Raw genomic sequence first — 18,075 nt, 5'->3', positions numbered from 1 at the left:
ACAACCGCCGCATCACATTTCAGGCATAGTCGGCGAGCAGCGTGGTGACCGCCTCGATCTCGTTTGGCCTGATATCATGGCCACCCGGATGCCACTCGACTTTCACCTCTGCCTTCTGCGCGGCGAAATAGGCCGCCAGCGCCTTCGTCAGCGACACCGGGGCGATCGGGTCGCGTTCGCCGGCGGTGATCAGCACCTTTGCCCCTTCAAGCTTTGCGTTGTCGCGCGGCTGAAACGGGATCAGCGGATGCATCAGCACGGCTGCATCGAACAGATCGCCGGCCTCGATCAGCACATTGGCGAGGATATTGGCGCCATTCGAAAAGCCGAGGCCGAGGACGGCGGAGGCTTCGTGCTCGGCGGCCAGGCCTTTGACATAGCTCGCCATCTTGGCTGTCGCCCGGGAAAGGTCGTCCATGTCGTAGACGCCTTCGCCGGTGCGCCGGAAGAATCGGGCGGCGCCATGCTCGGCGACATCGCCGCGCGGCGAAACGATGGTTGCCTCAGGCAGCAGCCGGCAGGCAAAGTCGAAGAACTGGTTTTCGTCGCCACCGGTCCCGTGAAAGACGAAGAAGATAGGCTTTCCCGGTGCACCGGCCCGCAGCCGGTGCACATATGTTGTATCCGTCATGACACTCTCCAGGATTAGGCTTCCAAGGGCTCGAGATGCTCTTCCAGCAGCGCGCGCAGATGGGCGTGCTGGTGCGGCAGTTTCAGCGCCTCGCCGAGATGGGCCGTGTCCTCGTCACGATCGAAGCCCGGTTCGTTCGTTGCAATCTCGAACAGGACGCCACCCGGCGTGCGGAAATAGATCGCCCAGAAATAGTCGCGGTCGATCACCGGCGTCACCTGATGGCCGGTGTCCATCAGCAACTTGCGGACCTCCAGCTGCTTCTCGCGGTTTTCGACCGAGAAAGCGACATGATGGACCGAGCCGGCACCCGGCAGCGATCGGCTGATGTTCGGCATGGTTTCGAGGTCGATGAAATCGGCGCCATTGCCACCCGGAATGACCAGCCGCTTGACGCCCTCATGGGTGTCGGCGACCTGATAGCCCATGTAGCGCAGCAACTCGTCCGTTGCGCCGTCGTCGCGAAGACGCATGGAGACCGAATGGAAACCCCTGATGGCATGATCGGCATCGACGCCGCCCTGGAGCCAAGGCTGACGGATATCGTCACGGACCTCGACCAGCGCCAGGCCATCTCCATCCGGACCGGCGAAGTGCAGACGCTTCTGGCCGAAGGACTCATCCGCCTTCAGGCCGCTGACGCCCTGAGTTGCCAGGCGGTCGCTCCAGTAGCCGATGGAGCCTTCCGGAACCGAGAACACCGTCGTCCCCACCTCACCCGTGCCGGGACGGCCACGGGCCATCTTCGGAAAGGGGAAATAGGTCATGACCGAACCGGGCGCGCCAACCTCGTCACCATAATAGAGATGGTAGACGTCTGGCGCGTCGAAATTGACGGTCTTCTTGACGCGGCGCAGGCCCAGCGTCTTGGTGAAGAACTGATTGTTCGTGCGGGCATCTTCAGCCATCGACGTAACGTGGTGAAGACCCTTGATCTGATTGAGCATCTCAAACCCCTTGTGTCGGCCCCAACAGCGGGGCGTTTCTCATGGAGTGAAGATGATCTCTGTCGGCGCGTTCGGGTAGCCCCATGGATCCAAACGGATTGTCTTCAAATAGTGAACGACAGCTTCGACGTGTTCAACAGAGCAAACCACCTGCAGAGGCGAGAATGGAACTTGCGACGACTTCTCCTCCTGATGGAGGTCAGGAAGTGACAAGCTCCAGTTCCCCCAGACTGCACGTCTGTTCGGCATCCTTGTCGCAACAGATGTCTGACAGCGCCTTTACCATTTGTGCAACGCGCGGGCAGGTCAGGGAATAGCGTACGCTCTTGCCGCAACGCCGGCTACGAATGATGTTATTGTCCCTGAGGATAATGAGATGCCGTGAAACGCCCACAGGCGTCTCTCGAAGCTCCTGCATCAATTCACCGACCGAACACTCCCCCTCGATCAGCAAAAACAGGATATGCATCCGCTGCCGGTTTGCCAAAACCGCCAGGAAATCGGACTTTATGACTGCTGCCCTCCCCTGATCGTCACTGGATGTCGCGGAATCGTCGCATGCGACCGCTGATGTCAAAGCCCCTCCTTAGACCCCGCCCCCGAGATCAATATCTTACTCCTGCCCCACCCCACCAAAGCGCGCAGTAATAACGATATAAATGCATTTCTAATATAAGAAGAATATTGTTCTTGTAAATTAAAAGATTGAATTGTGAATATTAGACCGCAAATCAATACTAAAAATTCTGAGAGATAGTATCAAGCGCATTCAGGATGACAACAACATTGATCGATTTTGCGGCGTAGTAGATATTCTGTGCCTTGCGGTTGGTTGTGACCACCCGACCACGCCTCAGTTTTGCCAGATGCATCGAAGTCGCATTTTCGCTGAGTCCGACATGCGTCGCCAACTGGCCCACGGATCGTTCCTCCTCCATGAGGAGCTTCAAAATCGACAATCTCGCAGGATTTGCCATCATAGCCAGTAACGAAGCCTGATCGCGCAGTAGTTTCTCCTGTTGCTCCACACCCATCTCAGCCCCCTAAAGATAAGTCCCCGTTCCATGTGCCCCCGATGACGCAAAAAAGGTCCAGCTGGGATGCCGGACCTTTTCCGTTTGGATCGGAGGTCAACCGATCGCGTCAGATATCCAGTGGCAACGCGCCACCAGACACCCTAGTCTGGCCGAAGCCAGACATCTGTTAGAAGTTGCGCTGAAAGCGCAGGACGCCGGCCCAGACGCTTTTATCGACGTTGTCGTAGTTGACGTAGGTGATTTCAGGCTGGATCTTGAAGCCTTTGACCGGGAAGTAGGCAAGGTTGGTCGTTGCTTCGAAGGTCTTGTTGTCGGCATAAGCCAACTGCAGGTTCCAGCTCAGCTTGTCGTTGAACTTTGCAGAGCCACCGCCCCAGACAGCCCAGTCGCCCGTGCTTCCGAAAGCGTCGCCATTGGCATACTTGTTGGTCGTGTCGCCATCCGTGTTCCATGCCCCCATCACGAAGGCGCTGAACGTGCCGAAGTCTGCGTCGAGGCGTACCTTGACGGCACCCTCTTCAGCGATCGAGTCGTAACCGCCGGCAACCTTGACGGAGAATGCGCCGGCTTTGTAACCGAGAGCGACAACACCATCCGGAGCGTAGTGATCAAAGGCAGCGCTGGAGAAGGAGTCTTCCAGCGAGAGCACGCCGGTGAAGCCTGTTCCGCTGTCGAACGAGTAGGTGACCTGGTTCAACTCGTAAGGTCCGTCGCCGATCACGTCGTCGTTGATGACGTTGCCCGCGTAGCCCATGAATTCGTTGTACTGCGAATCCTGACGACCGATGAGGAAGCCACCGAGCGAGATGTAGGCGATCAGCGGGGAGGCATCGGAGTTGGCGCCTTCGGAGTGGTTGAAGCGCAGCGTGATTGCAGTCTTCAGAGGACCGTATTCGGTGTCCGTCGCCGTGTTGAAGTAGAGTTCTGCGCGGCTAAGGTTCTTCGTGCCGAAAGGCGTAAAAGGACCGTAGGCGTCGTGCCAGTAGGTGTCGTTACGAACCATGCCGCCGATCTTCAGGCAGGTCTCGCTGCCCGGGATGTAGAAATAGCCAGCGCCGTATGCGTCGCAGATGCGAACATATTCCAGCGGTTCCGGCTCAGCAGCAACAATGGCGTCGGCTGCATGTGCGCCCGAGACTACAGCAAGCGCTGCAGCAGATCCGAGAAGAAGAGTTTTGATAGTCATAAAAGCTCCCGATATGTTATCTCGGCACAATTCTTCGCTTGCGCAATTCTTGCACAATACCCAAAAGCACCAATGTGTTGAGACCCCGTAAGATCAAAATCGAAGTAGAGTCTCCTCGACTTCTGCTTAGAATATCCGTGAGAGACGATTATATGACAAACTTTATTTGTATTTATTGGACTGAAATACACATCGAATACGGGTATATGTTGCAGCCATGTAACTTGTAAGAAAAATAAATATATTTGTTATTCTAATATAGTAGCAATATTAATCAGCAATACTTCTTATAATTACAACAATAGTTTGCCTGACTCCATTGTTTACTGATATTCGTCAATTTTTATTATCTCGCTGGGCTCGCATTGTCCTTCCACGGGCCATCGTCGGCACCGGCCAGCCTAAGAATCAAGGTCCGCCAGCGAGAACTCACGGGCAGGCCAAGCGGCGTCAGCTGGGATCGAGCTGCTATTCCGTGACAGGATTTTCCGGAAGCGCCCAGTCGATGGGTGCGCGACCGTGTTGCTCGAGATAGGCATTGGCTTTGGAGAAAGGTCGCGAGCCGAGAAAGCCGTTATGAGCCGAGAGTGGCGATGGATGCACGGATTTCAGCACCAGATGACGGGATGCATCGATGAAGGCCCCCTTCTTCTGCGCATAGGCTCCCCACAGCATGAAGACAACATGCTCGCATTGGTCGTTGACGATACGGATCACCGCGTCGGAAAACCGCTCCCAACCCTGACCCTGGTGAGAAGCGGCCCGGGATTCTTCGACCGTCAGCACGCTGTTTAAAAGCAGCACTCCCTGCCGCGCCCAGCTCTCGAGAAAACCGTGGCGCGCCGGCGGGATGCCGAGATCGGCCTGCAGTTCCTTATAGATATTGACCAGAGAGGGCGGCGTCCGGACACCCGGCCGGACGCTGAAGCAGAGGCCATGGGCCTGCCCCTGTCCATGATAGGGATCCTGCCCCAGGATGACCACCTTGACGGCTGAAACCGGCGTCAAGTCGAGAGCACGGAAATACTCTGGCCCCTTTGGAAATATCACCTTGCCGCTTTGCTTTTCGGCAAGCAAAAATGCCTTGAGCTTTTCCATGTAGGGGCTGGAGAACTCCGCCGATAGCGCGTTCTTCCAGCTCTCCTCCAGTTTCACCCCGGTTACCGGCATCGATTGCTCCTCGTTTCGGGGCAACCGTGATCGAAAATCGGACGCCAAGTCAAGGAAAGCGTTTCCGTCATCCACCCGTCGCCACTTTATCAGGCTTTGACGCGCAGCATCCCCGGGTCGTAGAGCGGCTTCAGTGACACCGCACACGGCACGCGCTCCATCCCCACATCGAGCTCGTAGCGTCCGGAGAGAACGAAATCCTCGCTGACCCCAGAGGGATGGCGGACATAGCCGTAGCCGATGGGCTTGTCGATCGTGTAGCCAAAGCCACCGCTCGACAGCCAACCGACGCGCTCTCCGTTGCGGTAGATCGTCTCCCGGCCGAGCAGCACCGTCTCGCGGTCCTCCGGAACGAAGCAGGCCAGCAGTTTCTTGACGCCCGACTGCCGCTGCGCCTCGATTGCGGCGCGACCGCGAAAATCGCTGTTGCGTTTCACCGCCCAGCCGAGCCCCGCCTCGATCGGCGTATGATCCGGACCGATGTCGGCGCCCCAGGCGCGATACCCCTTCTCGAGCCGGCAGCTCTCGATGGCGCGATAGCCGGCGTTCGCCAGATGATGGGCGATGCCGGCCGCCATCAGTGCATCATAGACCGCGCCCGCGTTTTCGACCGGAACATGCAGCTCGAAGCCGAGCTCGCCGACATAGGTGATGCGCAACGCCCGCACCGGCGCACCGGCAATGCCGATGGTCCGCACTTTGCCGAAGGGGAAGGCCGCATTGGAGACATCGGCGCGGGTGACTTCCTCGAGCACCGCACGGGATTTCGGCCCCATCAGTGACAGCACGGAATAGGAAGACGTGACGTCCACCAGCTCGGCATGCATCCCGTCCGGTATGTTGCGGCTGATCCAGTCGAAGTCATGGGTGGCAAAGCCGGTACCGGTGGTGATGTAATACTCGTCCTCGGCAATGCGCGCAGCGGTCAGATCGCATTCGATGCCGCCCCTGTCGTTCAGCATCTGGGTGTAGATCAGCGACCCCACCGGCTTGGCGACGTCGTTCGAGGCGATCCACCCCAGCGCCGCCTCCGCATCTCGCCCCTTGAGCACGAACTTCGCGAAGGACGTCTGGTCGAAGATCACGGCCGCTTCGCGCACCGCCCTGTGCTCGCGGCCGACAGCGTCGAACCAGTTCTGCCGGCCATAGCTGTAGATGTCGCGCGGCTCCTCGCCGGCAAACAGGTCGGCAAACCAGTTCGGACGCTCCCATCCGAGCTTCTCCCCGAAGCAGGCGCCATGCGCCTTCAGCCGGTCGTAGAGCGGCGACTTGCGGCACGGCCGGCCGCTCGCATGTTCCTCGAGCGGCCAGGCCATGGTGTAGTGCTTGCTATAGGCCTCCAGGGTCCGGCTGCGCACCCAGTCCGTGTCGAAATGCGGCCTGCCGAAGCGGCGGATATCGACCGGCCAGAGATCGTAGGGCGGCTCTCCCTTCGAGACCCATTCGGCGAGCGCCATCCCGGCACCACCGGCCGACGCGATGCCGAAGGCATTGAACCCGGCACCCACGAAGAAATTCCTGAGCTCGGGCGCCTCGCCGAGGATGAAGTTCCCATCCGGCGTAAAGCTTTCGGGGCCGTTCAACAGCTGCTTGATACCGGCCGTCTCCAGTGCTGGTACCCGCGCCAGAGCCTGCTCCATCATCGGACCGAAATGATCGAAATCGGAATCGAGCAGCGAGAAATGAAAATCCTTCGGAATGCCATCGACCGCCCAGGCGATCGGGTTGGGCTCGTAGCCGCCCATGACCAGACCGCCGACCTCTTCCTTATAATAGGTCAACCGGTCCGGATCGCGGAGCGTCGGCAGGTTCGAGGGGACGCCGAAGGATTCGGTGATGATATATTGGTGTTGCACCGAAACGAGCGGCACGGTGACGCCGAAGCGGGCGGCGAAATCGCGGGTCCACTGGCCGGCGCAGACGACGACGCGCTCGCATTCGATCCGGCCACGATCGGTGATCACCGCGCGGATGCGTCCCTTGTCGATCTCGATGTCGACGACTTCAGTATCTTCGAAGATACTGGCCCCGGCCATGCGCGCGCCGCGCGCCAGCGCCTGGGTGATATCGGATGGGTTGGCCTGACCGTCGGTGGGAAGGTAGGCCGCGCCGATCAGGTCGTCGACCTGCATCAACGGCCACAGCGACTGGGCTTCCGCCGGCGTCAGCAGCTGCATGTCGAGGCCGAAGGACTGCGCGGTTGTCGCCTGCCGCTTGACTTCGGTCCAGCGCTCCTCGTTGCAGGCAAGGCGCAGGCCGCCGTTCATCTTCCAGCCGGTGGCAAGCCCCGTTTCCGCCTCCAGCCGCTTATAGAGATCGACGGAATAGCCGAGCAGCTGGGTGATGTTGGCATTGGAGCGCAGTTGCCCCACCAGACCGGCGGCGTGAAAAGTCGTGCCCGAGGTCAGCTTCTTGCGCTCGAGCAGCACCGTATCGGTCCAGCCGAGCTTAGCCAGATGATAGGCTGTCGAGCAGCCGATGATGCCGCCACCGATGACGACGGCTTTCGCTGTCCTGGGCATTTCCTTCATTGGTTATCCCCGGTCTGGAACAGATCATAGGCACGCTCGAAGCGGGCAAGGTTGTCGGCCGTGTAGGCTGCGTAGTCGAAGTCTATCGTGGAGTGGATTTCGGACACCATGCTCCAGAGTGTCTCGCGCAACAACGAGGCGCATTTCATCGCCTCATAGCGCCGCTTCAAACCGCGCTCGCCGGCGCCGGCATGATAGACATCCAGCATCGTGGCCTCCTGTTCGGCCGTAAATCCATTGTTGGAAGCAAGCCCGCCGAGGTCGAAGAGCGGCGTGTTGAAGCCTGCATAGTCCCAGTCGATCAGCCAGAGACGCTGCCCGTCGTCGAGAAAGTTGCTGGCCAAAAGGTCGTTATGGCAGAAAACGATGTCGAACGGTCCGGCCGCCTGCTCGAGCCTATGCACCTTGTCGAGCAACCCGCCCAGCAGGTGCGCATGGCGACTGCCGGAATCCCGCAGCGTCGCCACATAGTCGGCGGCGATGTGGAAGGACCAGAACATCCCGGCCGGGCCGCGCAGGTGGAGCCCGACAGTGCGATGCGCCTGCCGCACCAGTTGCACGACGCGTTCCAGCATTTCGCCCTGGCCGATAGCCTTTACCGACAGCGGTCGTGCATCGATGTAGTCGAGCACGAGCACACCCGGCCGGTGGTGGACCACAGCCGGCGACAGCCCGGCCGCATGGGCAGCGCAACTGGCGGCCAGCTCGTTCGACCGGCTGATGTGGTGGACAGGGATATCCGAGCCAAGCCGAACGACGTAGCGTCGCGCGCTGTCTTTCACCAAATAGTTGCGATTGGTAATGCCGCCGGTGAGAGCCGAGATCTCGATCGGCCCATCCCAGATACCCAATGCCTGAATACGATCGTCAGGAGCGTCAGTGATGCAATTTCTCCTGCATTGCCTAATTCGTAGAAGCGAAATTTCGCCACTATTTGCAACCTGTCAAGGAGAATAAGGCGGAGACGCCGCCGCCTCGGCCTCCGCCCGCTGCCGCCGCGCCTTCACTGGGCGTCGGCCGCGGCGTCCCGGCACATGCGCTCCAGCATGGTCGAGGCATTGCTGGCGTGCCGCTCCTTGTGTCGCAGCAATCGGAAGCTGCGCGCCGGCAGGTCGAAAGCGGCTTTCACCAGCACGCCCTGCTGCAGATAAAGCCCCGCTGCCGCGCTGGAAATTGCAGCCGCGCAGGTCCCTGCCCGAACAGCCGACAGCACTGCCTCGTTTGAAGGAAAGGTCAGGGCGATCCGCAGCGATTGCGGGGAAATGCCGAAGCCGAGCAGCGCTGTCTCGAAGGCGGAGCGCGTGCCCGAGCCCTGTTCACGCATGACCCAGAGGCTGTCGGTAGCGAGCTGTTCGGCGGTGAGCGCCCGGCCGTCCGCCCAGGGATGGTCGGGCGAGACAACCACCGACAGCGCATCCCGCGCGACGACAGCGGAAGACAAGGCCGGAGCATCGACTTCGCCTTCGACCAGACCGAGCTCCGCCTGCCCCTCCATCACAGCATCGGCGACGGTGCGGGTGTTGCCGATCGTGAGCGTCAGCTCGATACCCGGATAGGCCTCGTGAAAGCGCATCATCACAGGTGGCAGCCAGTAGCTGGAGATCGTCTGGCTTGCGTAGAGGCTGAGATGGCCGCGCTGGAGACCGCCCAGTTCCGACAGCATCAGTTCGGCGGCGCGAACGCGCGCCAGGGTGGTCCGCGCCTCGCCGAGAAACACCCGCCCCACGACTGTGAGCTCAATCCGCCGCCCGACGCGATGAAACAGCTCGACACCATAGAAAGCTTCGAGATTCTTGATCGCCGCACTGACCGCGGAGGGCGTAAGACCGATGGCCTGCGCGGCCCGCGTCAGATGCTCGCGCTCGGCGACCGCGACAAAGATGGCCAGTTGTTCGAAAGTCATCGGATCCGTTCATTCGATTTTACTGAACAGAACATGCCATATTATTCGATGGAAGTCGACGTAAGCGCGTGGGAAATTAGCGGCACCAAACAAGGATTTTCCCGATGCCTACCGCTTCCCACATTCGCCACATCCTGCCAGGCCTGGCTCTCTGCCTGACCGTTGCGCTTGGCGCCATGGCGACGGAGCGGCTTGAGGTATTCCTGTTGGGCGGTCGCTGGATCGAAGGTCTCATACTGGCGATCGGCTTCGGCATAGCGGTGCGGACCTTGTTTCCCACTGTGCGGTTCCTGCGCGAAGGGATCGATTTCAGCGCGCGCACGTTGCTTGAGATCGCCATCGTGCTTCTCGGCGCCTCGATTAGCCTGTCGAGTATTCGCGGTGCGGGCCTTGGGTTGATCGGCGGCATTGCCGGGATAGTGCTGCTGTCGATCGGCATCAGCTACGCAATCGGCCGGGTATTCGGGCTGCCCCGCAGACTGGCGACCCTGATCGCCTGTGGCAATTCCATCTGCGGCAACTCCGCTATCGTTGCCGTTGCACCCGTCATCGAGGCCGACGCCGAGGAGATCACCGCCGCGCTTGCTTTCACCGCCGTGCTCGGCGTGGTCGTGGTCTTTCTGATGCCGCTGCTGTTCGTAACGTCAGGCATGAGCGCCTCGCAATACGGTGTGTTCGCCGGCTTGACGGTTTATGCCGTACCCCAGGTGCTGGCTGCAACGGCACCGGCAGGCTTGCTCGCCGTCCAGACCGGTACGCTGGTCAAGCTGGTGCGCGTGCTGATGCTCGGCCCGGTCATTGTCCTCATCGGCTGGCTTCTCAAGGCCGAAAAGGATGATTTGCAGGCACACCATCACTCGATCGTGCCGTGGTTCATCATTGGCTTCATCCTGATGATGGGACTGCGCTCCTTCGGCCTTATCCCGGAAGCAGCCCTTGTGCCGATGACCATGACCTCCAACATGCTGACGCTGGTCGCCATGGCAGCCCTCGGCCTGTCGGTCGATGTGCGGGTTGTCGGCCACGCCGGTGGAAGGGTGATCGCAGTCGCCAGCCTGTCGCTGCTTTCCCTTAGCGCAATCAGCTATGCCTTGATCCTAGCGCTGCAGATCCCCTGAACGCAACGGTTCGGCACGGAGCTCCGCTTGAACGCCCGACAACAGGCCGAAAATCTCGGCGGCAGGGCTTGGATAGCCGAGCGCATAGCCCTGCAGGGCATCGCAGCCGATTTCCGTCAAGAGCTGGGCATGCTCCGCTGACTCGACGCCCTCGGCGATGACCTCGACGTTCAGCGTCTTGGCGATGTCGACGATCGAGGCCACCAGTCGCCGTTGCTCCTCGGAATGTGTGATGGCCGTGATCAGCTGACGGTCGATCTTGAGCCGTTTCGGCCGCAGTCGCACAAGTCCCAGCAAAGACGCATGTCCGGAGCCGAAGTCATCGATCTCGATCTCGATACCAAGCTTTGTAATCGCCTCGACATTTTGCTGGAAGCTGTCGTTGCAGTCGTCGAGGAAAATCGTTTCGACCAGTTCGAAGGCAAGGGCGTCGGGCGGAATGGTCAGCAGATTCAGCGCCTCCAGGAGGTTGGGATCGCCGAGCCGCCCGGCCGACACGTTGACGGCAATGCGTGGCGGCGAGATCCCGGCAGCCTGCCATTCCTTATGGTCTGCCAACGCGCGATCAAGAATGGCCGCATCCACCGCCGCCGTCAGTCCGGATTCATCGGCAATCTTCAGGAAGGCCGCCGGCGACAGCACTCCGCGCACAGGATGGTTCCAGCGTGCCAGAGCTTCCAAACCGAAGATCCGCCCGGTATGGGCATCGATCTGCACCTGGTAGTAGGGGATAATCTCGCCACGCGGCAGTGCCCGCTTCAGATCTTCGGCCAGCTGCCGTTGACCGAGCATCTCCGCCTGCAGCGCCACGGTAAAGAATTCGACCCTGTTGCGTCCAAGTTTCTTCGCTTGGTAGAGCGCCAGATCCGATTCAGCGAGAAGGTTGCCGGCTGTCCCGCTCGCGTTCCAGGCCGCCCCGATGGATGCCGTCGTCTGGATCATCTCCGACCCGAAAGGCACCGGTTCACGCAGCAGCCGCAAGGTATTTGCGCAGAGAGCCCGCAGCGTCTCGGGATCCGGGACGTCGGCCAGAAGGACGACGAACTCGTCGCCGCCGGTGCGGGCAACCATGCCGAATGGCGGAATGGCGCCGATCAGCCGAGAAGCCGTAGCCTTGAGCATGGCATCGCCGGCCGCATGGCCCATCTTGTCGTTGATCTCCTTGAACCGGTCGATATCGATATGCATGGCCGCGAGGCTTCGGACGGAGGCATCGCCGGAAAAGGCAGTAAGTTGAAGGTCGCAATAGCGCCTGTTCGGCAGGCCGGTGAGATAGTCATGGTTGGCTGCGTGCTCGACCAGCTTCTGGCTGCGCTCGAGAGCGACGGCCCGCGCCTCGGCCACGGATTTCTGGTAGGCAAGTTCGCGACTGAGGAGCACGTCGGTGGTCACGTCCCATTCCGCACCGATGACAGACGGAGCGCCATCCGGACCTTCGAAGAAATGCGCCCTGGAGCGGATATAGCGCGTCTCGCCGCTCGGCAGGATGACGCGAAATTCCGAGCTGTAGTGACCGCGGGCGGCGACCGCCGCTTCGAATTCCGACTGCGCCCTTTCGCGATCGTCAGGATGGAGCGCATGCAGCCACACGTCGCCCGTCACCCGTCGATCGACGCGACCCGTGGCATAGAGCCTGTGCATCGAGCGGTCCCAGACCAGATGGCCGTCGCGAAGATCGTGCTCCCATACGCCAATTTGCGACGCCTCAAGCGCAAGCTCCAGTCTCCTGACCAGATCCTGGAACTCGAGTTCGGTTCGACCCGCATTGACCGTTGGTTCTGAAATTGTAGCTCCTCCCGATGAGCTCCGAAGCTGTCGGAATTTTCAGCCGCTGATCATGGATTCGGTCAGACGGCTTCATAATCCAAGCACGTGTCCGGCTTCACAAACCTTCGCAATCTCCCCCAGGATTGCGTGACATCGAGTAAATATCGCGATCTTCTAAAACGACAAGGGGCGGACCCCTGCGGGTCCGCCCATCCATCTATCCGGGGAGGTCAAGCGCCGGACAGTCAGACCTATTCGGCCGCGATCCGCACCGGCTCGAGGTGTTGGTCGTCATGCACCTCATGCTGCTTGAGCGGCCGGCTGCCCGACATCTTGCGGATCAGCACGTAGAAGACGGGCGTCATGAAGATGCCGAAGAAGGTCACCCCGAGCATCCCCGAAAACACCGCCACACCCATGGCCGCGCGCATTTCCGCGCCCGCACCGGTCGAGGTGATGAGCGGCACGACGCCCATGATGAAGGCCATCGACGTCATCAGGATCGGCCGCAGCCGCAACCGGCTGGACTCGATTGCCGCCTGGACAGGCGTCCTGCCGGCAAACTCCAGTTCGCGGGCAAACTCGACGATCAGAATGGCGTTCTTCGCCGACAGCCCCACCAGCACCATCAGCCCGATCTGGGTGAAGATGTTGTTGTCACCCCCCGTCAGCCAGACGCCGGTCAGCGCTGCCAGGACACCCATCGGCACGATCATGACGATCGCCAGCGGCAGCGCCAGGCTTTCATACTGGGCCGCCAGCACCAGGTAGACCAGCAGCAGCGCCAGCGGAAAGATGATCAGACCCGAATTGCCGGCGATGATCTGCTGGTAGGTGAGATCGGTCCACTCGTAGCCGACGCCTTTCGGCAGCGTTTCCTTGGCGATCCGCTCGATCGCCGCCTGGGCTTGTCCGGACGAATAGCCGGGAGCAGGGCCGCCATTGATGTCGGCGGCCAGGAAGCCGTTGTAGCGTGTGGTGCGCTCCGGACCGGCCGTGGGATTGACGTTGAGCAGCGCCGACAGCGGGATCATCTGGCCGGTAGCGTTGCGCACCTTCAACTGGCCGATGTCGCTGGCATGGGCACGGAACTGCGCATCGGCCTGCACCCGGACGCTGTAGGTGCGGCCAAACGCGTTGAAGTCGTTGACGTAGAGCGAGCCCAGGTAGACCTGCAACGTTTCAAAGACATCGGTCACCGAGACGCCCAGCTGCTCGGCCTTGGCACGATCGAGATCGGCGTAGAGCTGCGGCACGTTGATCTGGAAGCTCGTATAGACGCCTGCCAGCTCCGGAGCCTGATAGGCCTTGGCGATGAACGCCTTGGCGGTTTCATCCAGCGCCTGGTAGCCAAGCCCCGCCTTGTCCTCAAGCTGCAGCTTGAAGCCGCCGGTCGTGCCGAGACCCTGGACGGGTGGCGGCGGGAACATGGCGATGAAGGCTTCCTGGATGCCAGCATATTTCTGGTTCAGCTGCATGGCGATGGCACCGCCGGAGAGATCAGGCGTTGCCCGCTCCTCGAAGGGCTTGAGCTTGACGAAGACCACACCGGCGTTCGACGAGTTGGTAAAGCCGTTGATCGACAGGCCCGGGAAGGCAATCGCATGCTCGACACCTGGCTGCGCCATGGCGATGTCGCTCATCTTCTTGATGATGTCTTCGGTCCGGTCGAGCGTCGCCCCGTCAGGCAGCTGCGCGAAACCGACGAGATACTGCTTGTCCTGCTGCGGAATGAAGCCGCCCGGAACTGCCTGGAACAGGAAGTAGGTGGCGCCGATCAGCGCCATATAGACGACCATGACCAGGCTCTTGACCGACAGGATGCCACCGACACCCTTGCCGTAGACGTCCGAGCCGCGGCGGAAGACACGGTTGAAGCCACGGAAGAACCAGCCGAACACGGAGTCCATGCCCCGCGTCAGCCAATCCTTCGGCGCATCGTGATGACGCAGCAGCAGCGATGCGAGGGCCGGCGACAACGTCAGCGAGTTGAAAGCCGAGATCACCGTCGAGATGGCGATGGTCAGCGCAAACTGCCGATAGAACTGACCGGACAGGCCGGAAATGAAGGCCAGCGGCACGAATACCGCCACCAGCACCAACGCAATGGCAATGATCGGCCCGGACACTTCGCTCATCGCGCGATAGGTGGCGTCGCGCGGCGACAGGCCGTTCTCGATGTTGCGCTCGACATTCTCGACGACGACGATGGCATCGTCGACCACGATGCCGATCGCCAGCACCAGGCCGAACAGGCTGAGGGCGTTGATCGAGAAGCCGAACATATACATCACGGCAAATGTACCGATGATGGAAACAGGCACCGCCACCAGCGGGATGATCGAGGCGCGCCAGGTCTGCAGGAACAGGATGACGACGACAACGACCAGCGCGATGGCTTCGAGCAGCGTGTGGACGACCTTGTCGATTGAGGTGCGCACGAATTCCGTCGTGTCGTAGACGATCTCGTATTTCACGCCGTCAGGCATGGCCTGCTGCAACTCGTCCATCGTCTTGTGGACCTCGTCCGAAATGGCAATGGCGTTGGAGCCCGGCGCCTGGAAAACCGGCACGGCAACCGCCAGCTTGCCGTCAAGCAGCGAGCGGAGCGAATATTCGGAGGCGCCGAGCTCGACGCGTGCGACGTCGCGCAGCCTCGTAATCTCGCCGTTGGCGCCGCTCTTCAGGATGATGGCGCCGAATTCCTCCGGCGTCGAAAGCCGTCCCTGCGCATTGACATTGAGCTGCACGTCGAGACCGGGAATGCTCGGGGACGCGCCGATGATACCGGCGGCGGCCTGGACGTTCTGCGCCCGGATGGCGTTGGCGATATCGCCCGCCGTCAGGTTGCGCTCGGCAGCCTTCTGCGGATCGACCCAGACGCGCATCGAATAGTCGCCAGCGCCGAACACCTGCACCTGACCGACGCCCTGGATGCGCGCCAGCGTATCCTTGACGTTCAGCACCGCATAATTGCGCAGGTAGGTCGTGTCGTAGCGGCCGTCAGGCGAAACCAGATTGACGACCATCATCAGATCCGGCGAGCTCTTCACCGTGGTGATGCCGAGATCGCGGACGTTCTGCGGCAGCCGAGGTTCGGCCTGGCTGACACGGTTCTGGACCAGCTGCTGCGCCTTGTCCGGGTCGGTGCCGAGCTTAAAGGTCACCGTCAGGGTCAACAGACCGTCCGATGTCGCCTGGCTGTTCATGTAGAGCATGCCTTCGACGCCGTTGATCTGTTCCTCGATCGGCGTTGCCACAGTCTCGGAAATGACCTTCGGGTTGGCGCCCGGATATTGCGCGGTGACGACGATCGACGGCGGCACGACTTCCGGATACTCGGAAATCGGCAGCAGCCCCATGCCGATCAGGCCTGCGACCAGAATGATAATCGACAACACGCCGGCAAACACCGGCCGGTCGACGAAAAAGCGAGAGATGTTCATGGCTTTGCCCTCTCCAGGGAAACGATGGACGCACTGTCCGAAACCGAGCGGCGCGAACGCCGCCGGTCATAGAATCTGTGGGTGGTCAATCGGGAGTCCCCCTCCCGATCGCATTGCTGCCTATTTCGCGGCGGCGACATTCTGCTCGGGCTGCGGATCGACCAGCGCGCCCGGACGGATGCGCTGGAGGCCGTTGACGACGATACGGTCGCCAGTCGCAAGACCTTCCTCGACGATGCGCTGGCCGTCATTGAGATCGCCGAGCTTGATCTGGCGATAGGCCACCGTGTTGTCTGCCCCGACGACGAAGACGAACTTCTTGTCCTGGTCGGTGCCGACGGCGCGGTCGCTGATGACGATCTTGTTTTCCGATTTCGGCTGGCCCATGCGGACCCGCACGAACTGGCCCGGAATAAGCTTGCCGCCGGGATTGGCAAACACGGCGCGAACGCCGACCGTGCCGCTGGCCGCATCGACCTCATTCTCAATCAGTTGCAGCTTGCCGGTGATCGGCGTCCCGTTGTCGCGGATGGTGCCGATCTGCACAGGGATCTGGTCGACCGGCGGTGTCACGCCATCATTGGCCGGAAGTTGTGCGAGGGCCGCCGTGACGACCTGCTCGTCGGCATTGAAGCTCGCATAGACCGGGTCGACCGAAACCAGCGTCGTCAGTGCCGGTGAGGCAGAGCCGGCAGCAACGAGATTGCCGGCAGTGACGGCGATCTTGCCGACGCGACCGGCGATCGGAGCGCGGACCTGCGTGTAATCGAGGTTGAGCTGCGCCGTCTGCAGAGCCGCCTGGGCTGCCTGCATATCGGCCTGCGCCTGGGCATAGCTGCTCGACCGGCCGTCCAGGTCGCTCTGCGAGATCGTCTTGTTGTCGGACAGGCGACGTCCTCGATCGAGCTCGAGCTTCGCCAGATCGACCTTGGCGGATGCCGCCTGAACCTGCGCCTTGGCCTGGGCAACCGCCGCTTCGTATGGCGCCGGATCGATGGTCACCAGCAGATCGCCAGGCTTGACCAGCGCGCCTTCATGAAAATTCACCGACAGGATGGCACCGGCAACGCGCGGCTGGATCGACACCCGGTTCACCGCCTCGAGCCGTCCGGAAAACTCCTGCCAAGCCGTCACATCCGCCGCCTTGACGGTAGAAACCGTAACCGGCACCGCAGGCGGTGCGGCGGCCTTCGCCGGTTCGCTGGCAATGGCGCCGTTTGGCATGTCGAAATACAAAACCGCTCCGGAAACGGACGCAGCAAGGCCTATGCCGGCGCCCCAAAGGGCCCAGCGCTTTTTGTTGGCTGTCATTGTATTCTCTCCTTTTCAGTCCCGGCTTGGGATCCAGGACTGCAAATTATTCAGGTCCCGCCTCAGCCAGGTCGAGCACGCACGTCGTCTACGAAACTCTTGAACCGCGCGCAGATTTCCGTCTGCCAGGTGGGTTCATCGTCCGACTGTCCGCCATATAGTCTGGCCCAGCCCATCCCGGCGGGAAGGATATGCTGGTGTACGGGCACGCCTGCCTTGGTAAGCAGGCTCGAATATTCCAGGCTCTCGTCACGCAGCGGATCGTCTTCCGCCGTCAACAGCAAGGTCGGCGCCACGCCGGCGAGCCGCGAACAGAAGCGCGGTGCCGCATAAGGGTGGCACACGCCGCCGAGGAAACCGAGATAGCGATTCCAGCCCTCGGACCAGCGCTCCCGCATCCCATTCCGATCGGCGCACTGGAACGACTTCGTTCCCATGAACGGATCAAGTAGCGGCGAGATCAGCACCTGGCCATCCAGCTTGCCCGGCATCTGGTCTCGTGCCTTCAAAGCGACACCGGCGGCAAGATTGCCGCCCGATTCCTCGCCGGCCACCAGAAGCAGCGACTTCTTGCCACCCAGCTCACGCTTGCGCGCCAGATATTCCAGAACGCCGTAGGCATATTCGAGCGACTGCGGAAATCCGTTGTCGGTCGGACCGCTGCAGTCGGCATCGACGACGATGGCGCCGGCATCGGCAAGACACTCCGCGACCGGACGGGCGACATTGACCGCCTTGTCGAGGAAAGCGCCACCATGCAGATACAGCACGACCGGCGCCGTCTTGTTATCCAGCGTGTCGCAAAACACGCGCACTGACACGGGGCCACTGGCCACGCCTTCCAGCACGACTTCCTTAAACGGGGCACGCATCGAGGGGCTCCCAACTGAGGGGTGCGACCAACCAGAGGCCACCTTCCCGCTCATCACTTGACACCAACATATTGTTATTCCGTTTTACAGATAAGTCCCCTATATTCGATCAGACTGTTCGAGATCACGAACAATCGACCTCCTTCTAACGGGACG

General features: G+C 61.1%; 14 protein-coding genes. 1 reads left to right on the top strand and 13 read right to left on the bottom strand.

The window, feature by feature from the left end; translation table 11 throughout:
* Positions 1 to 19: 19 nt before the first annotated feature.
* The 9 genes from VH564_RS17245 to VH564_RS17205 all read right to left on the bottom strand — a co-directional run bounded on the left by VH564_RS17245 (position 20) and on the right by VH564_RS17205 (position 9,405).
* Complete coding sequence (locus VH564_RS17245) at positions 20 to 631, bottom strand: alpha/beta hydrolase (protein ID WP_423341087.1); 612 nt, start codon at positions 629 to 631, stop codon at positions 20 to 22.
* A gap of 14 nt (positions 632 to 645) precedes the next feature.
* A complete protein-coding gene (locus VH564_RS17240; protein WP_423341086.1) occupies positions 646 to 1,578 on the bottom strand; it encodes a VOC family protein in 933 nt (310 codons plus the stop codon).
* 199 nt (positions 1,579 to 1,777) lie between these two features.
* Entirely contained in the window at positions 1,778 to 2,155 is a 378-nt protein-coding gene (locus VH564_RS17235; RefSeq protein ID WP_423341085.1) for an ArsR/SmtB family transcription factor, read from the bottom strand.
* Between the two features lie 160 nt (positions 2,156 to 2,315).
* On the bottom strand, positions 2,316 to 2,612 hold the full coding sequence (locus VH564_RS17230; protein WP_423341084.1) for an ArsR/SmtB family transcription factor: 297 nt from the start codon (positions 2,610 to 2,612) through the stop codon (positions 2,316 to 2,318).
* A 169-nt stretch (positions 2,613 to 2,781) separates the two neighbouring features.
* Entirely contained in the window at positions 2,782 to 3,801 is a 1,020-nt protein-coding gene (locus VH564_RS17225) for a porin (protein ID WP_423341083.1), read from the bottom strand.
* Between the two features lie 468 nt (positions 3,802 to 4,269).
* Positions 4,270 to 4,971 carry a uracil-DNA glycosylase gene (ung, locus tag VH564_RS17220; protein WP_423341082.1) on the bottom strand — a complete coding sequence of 234 codons (702 nt, stop codon included), beginning with the start codon at positions 4,969 to 4,971 and terminating at the stop codon, positions 4,270 to 4,272.
* An 89-nt stretch (positions 4,972 to 5,060) separates the two neighbouring features.
* The gene (locus VH564_RS17215) at positions 5,061 to 7,502 is read right to left on the bottom strand and encodes a GcvT family protein (RefSeq protein ID WP_423341081.1); all 2,442 of its coding nucleotides are present in this window, start codon (positions 7,500 to 7,502) and stop codon (positions 5,061 to 5,063) included.
* On the bottom strand, positions 7,499 to 8,386 hold the full coding sequence (locus VH564_RS17210) for a phosphotransferase (RefSeq protein WP_423341092.1): 888 nt from the start codon (positions 8,384 to 8,386) through the stop codon (positions 7,499 to 7,501). Before VH564_RS17210 ends, VH564_RS17215 begins: the two co-directional genes overlap by 4 nt.
* 119 nt (positions 8,387 to 8,505) lie before the next feature.
* Positions 8,506 to 9,405: a LysR family transcriptional regulator gene (locus VH564_RS17205; RefSeq protein ID WP_423341080.1), complete on the bottom strand. Its 900-nt coding sequence runs from the start codon at positions 9,403 to 9,405 to the stop codon at positions 8,506 to 8,508.
* A gap of 104 nt (positions 9,406 to 9,509) precedes the next feature.
* Here VH564_RS17205 and VH564_RS17200 point away from each other — a divergent pair, with 104 nt between their 5' ends.
* Positions 9,510 to 10,523 carry a YeiH family protein gene (locus VH564_RS17200; protein WP_423341079.1) on the top strand — a complete coding sequence of 338 codons (1,014 nt, stop codon included), beginning with the start codon at positions 9,510 to 9,512 and terminating at the stop codon, positions 10,521 to 10,523.
* On the opposite strand, the gene VH564_RS17195 is transcribed toward VH564_RS17200, so the two are convergent.
* From VH564_RS17195 to VH564_RS17180, 4 genes are all read right to left on the bottom strand, one after another.
* Positions 10,503 to 12,164: a putative bifunctional diguanylate cyclase/phosphodiesterase gene (locus VH564_RS17195; protein ID WP_423341078.1), complete on the bottom strand. Its 1,662-nt coding sequence runs from the start codon at positions 12,162 to 12,164 to the stop codon at positions 10,503 to 10,505. The two genes, VH564_RS17200 and VH564_RS17195, sit on opposite strands and share 21 nt — an antisense overlap.
* Positions 12,165 to 12,541: 377 nt before the next feature.
* Positions 12,542 to 15,736: an efflux RND transporter permease subunit gene (locus VH564_RS17190; RefSeq protein ID WP_423341077.1), complete on the bottom strand. Its 3,195-nt coding sequence runs from the start codon at positions 15,734 to 15,736 to the stop codon at positions 12,542 to 12,544.
* A gap of 120 nt (positions 15,737 to 15,856) precedes the next feature.
* On the bottom strand, positions 15,857 to 17,047 hold the full coding sequence (locus VH564_RS17185) for an efflux RND transporter periplasmic adaptor subunit (RefSeq protein ID WP_423341076.1): 1,191 nt from the start codon (positions 17,045 to 17,047) through the stop codon (positions 15,857 to 15,859).
* Positions 17,048 to 17,109: 62 nt separating this feature from the next.
* On the bottom strand, positions 17,110 to 17,919 hold the full coding sequence (locus VH564_RS17180; protein ID WP_423341075.1) for an alpha/beta hydrolase fold domain-containing protein: 810 nt from the start codon (positions 17,917 to 17,919) through the stop codon (positions 17,110 to 17,112).
* Positions 17,920 to 18,075 lie beyond the last annotated feature (156 nt).

The organism is Rhizobium sp. HT1-10 (assembly GCF_049472505.1).
GTDB lineage: Bacteria > Pseudomonadota > Alphaproteobacteria > Rhizobiales > Rhizobiaceae > Rhizobium.
The sequence above is the reverse complement of the archived record's forward strand: the minus strand, read 5'-3'. Positions and strand labels throughout refer to the sequence as shown.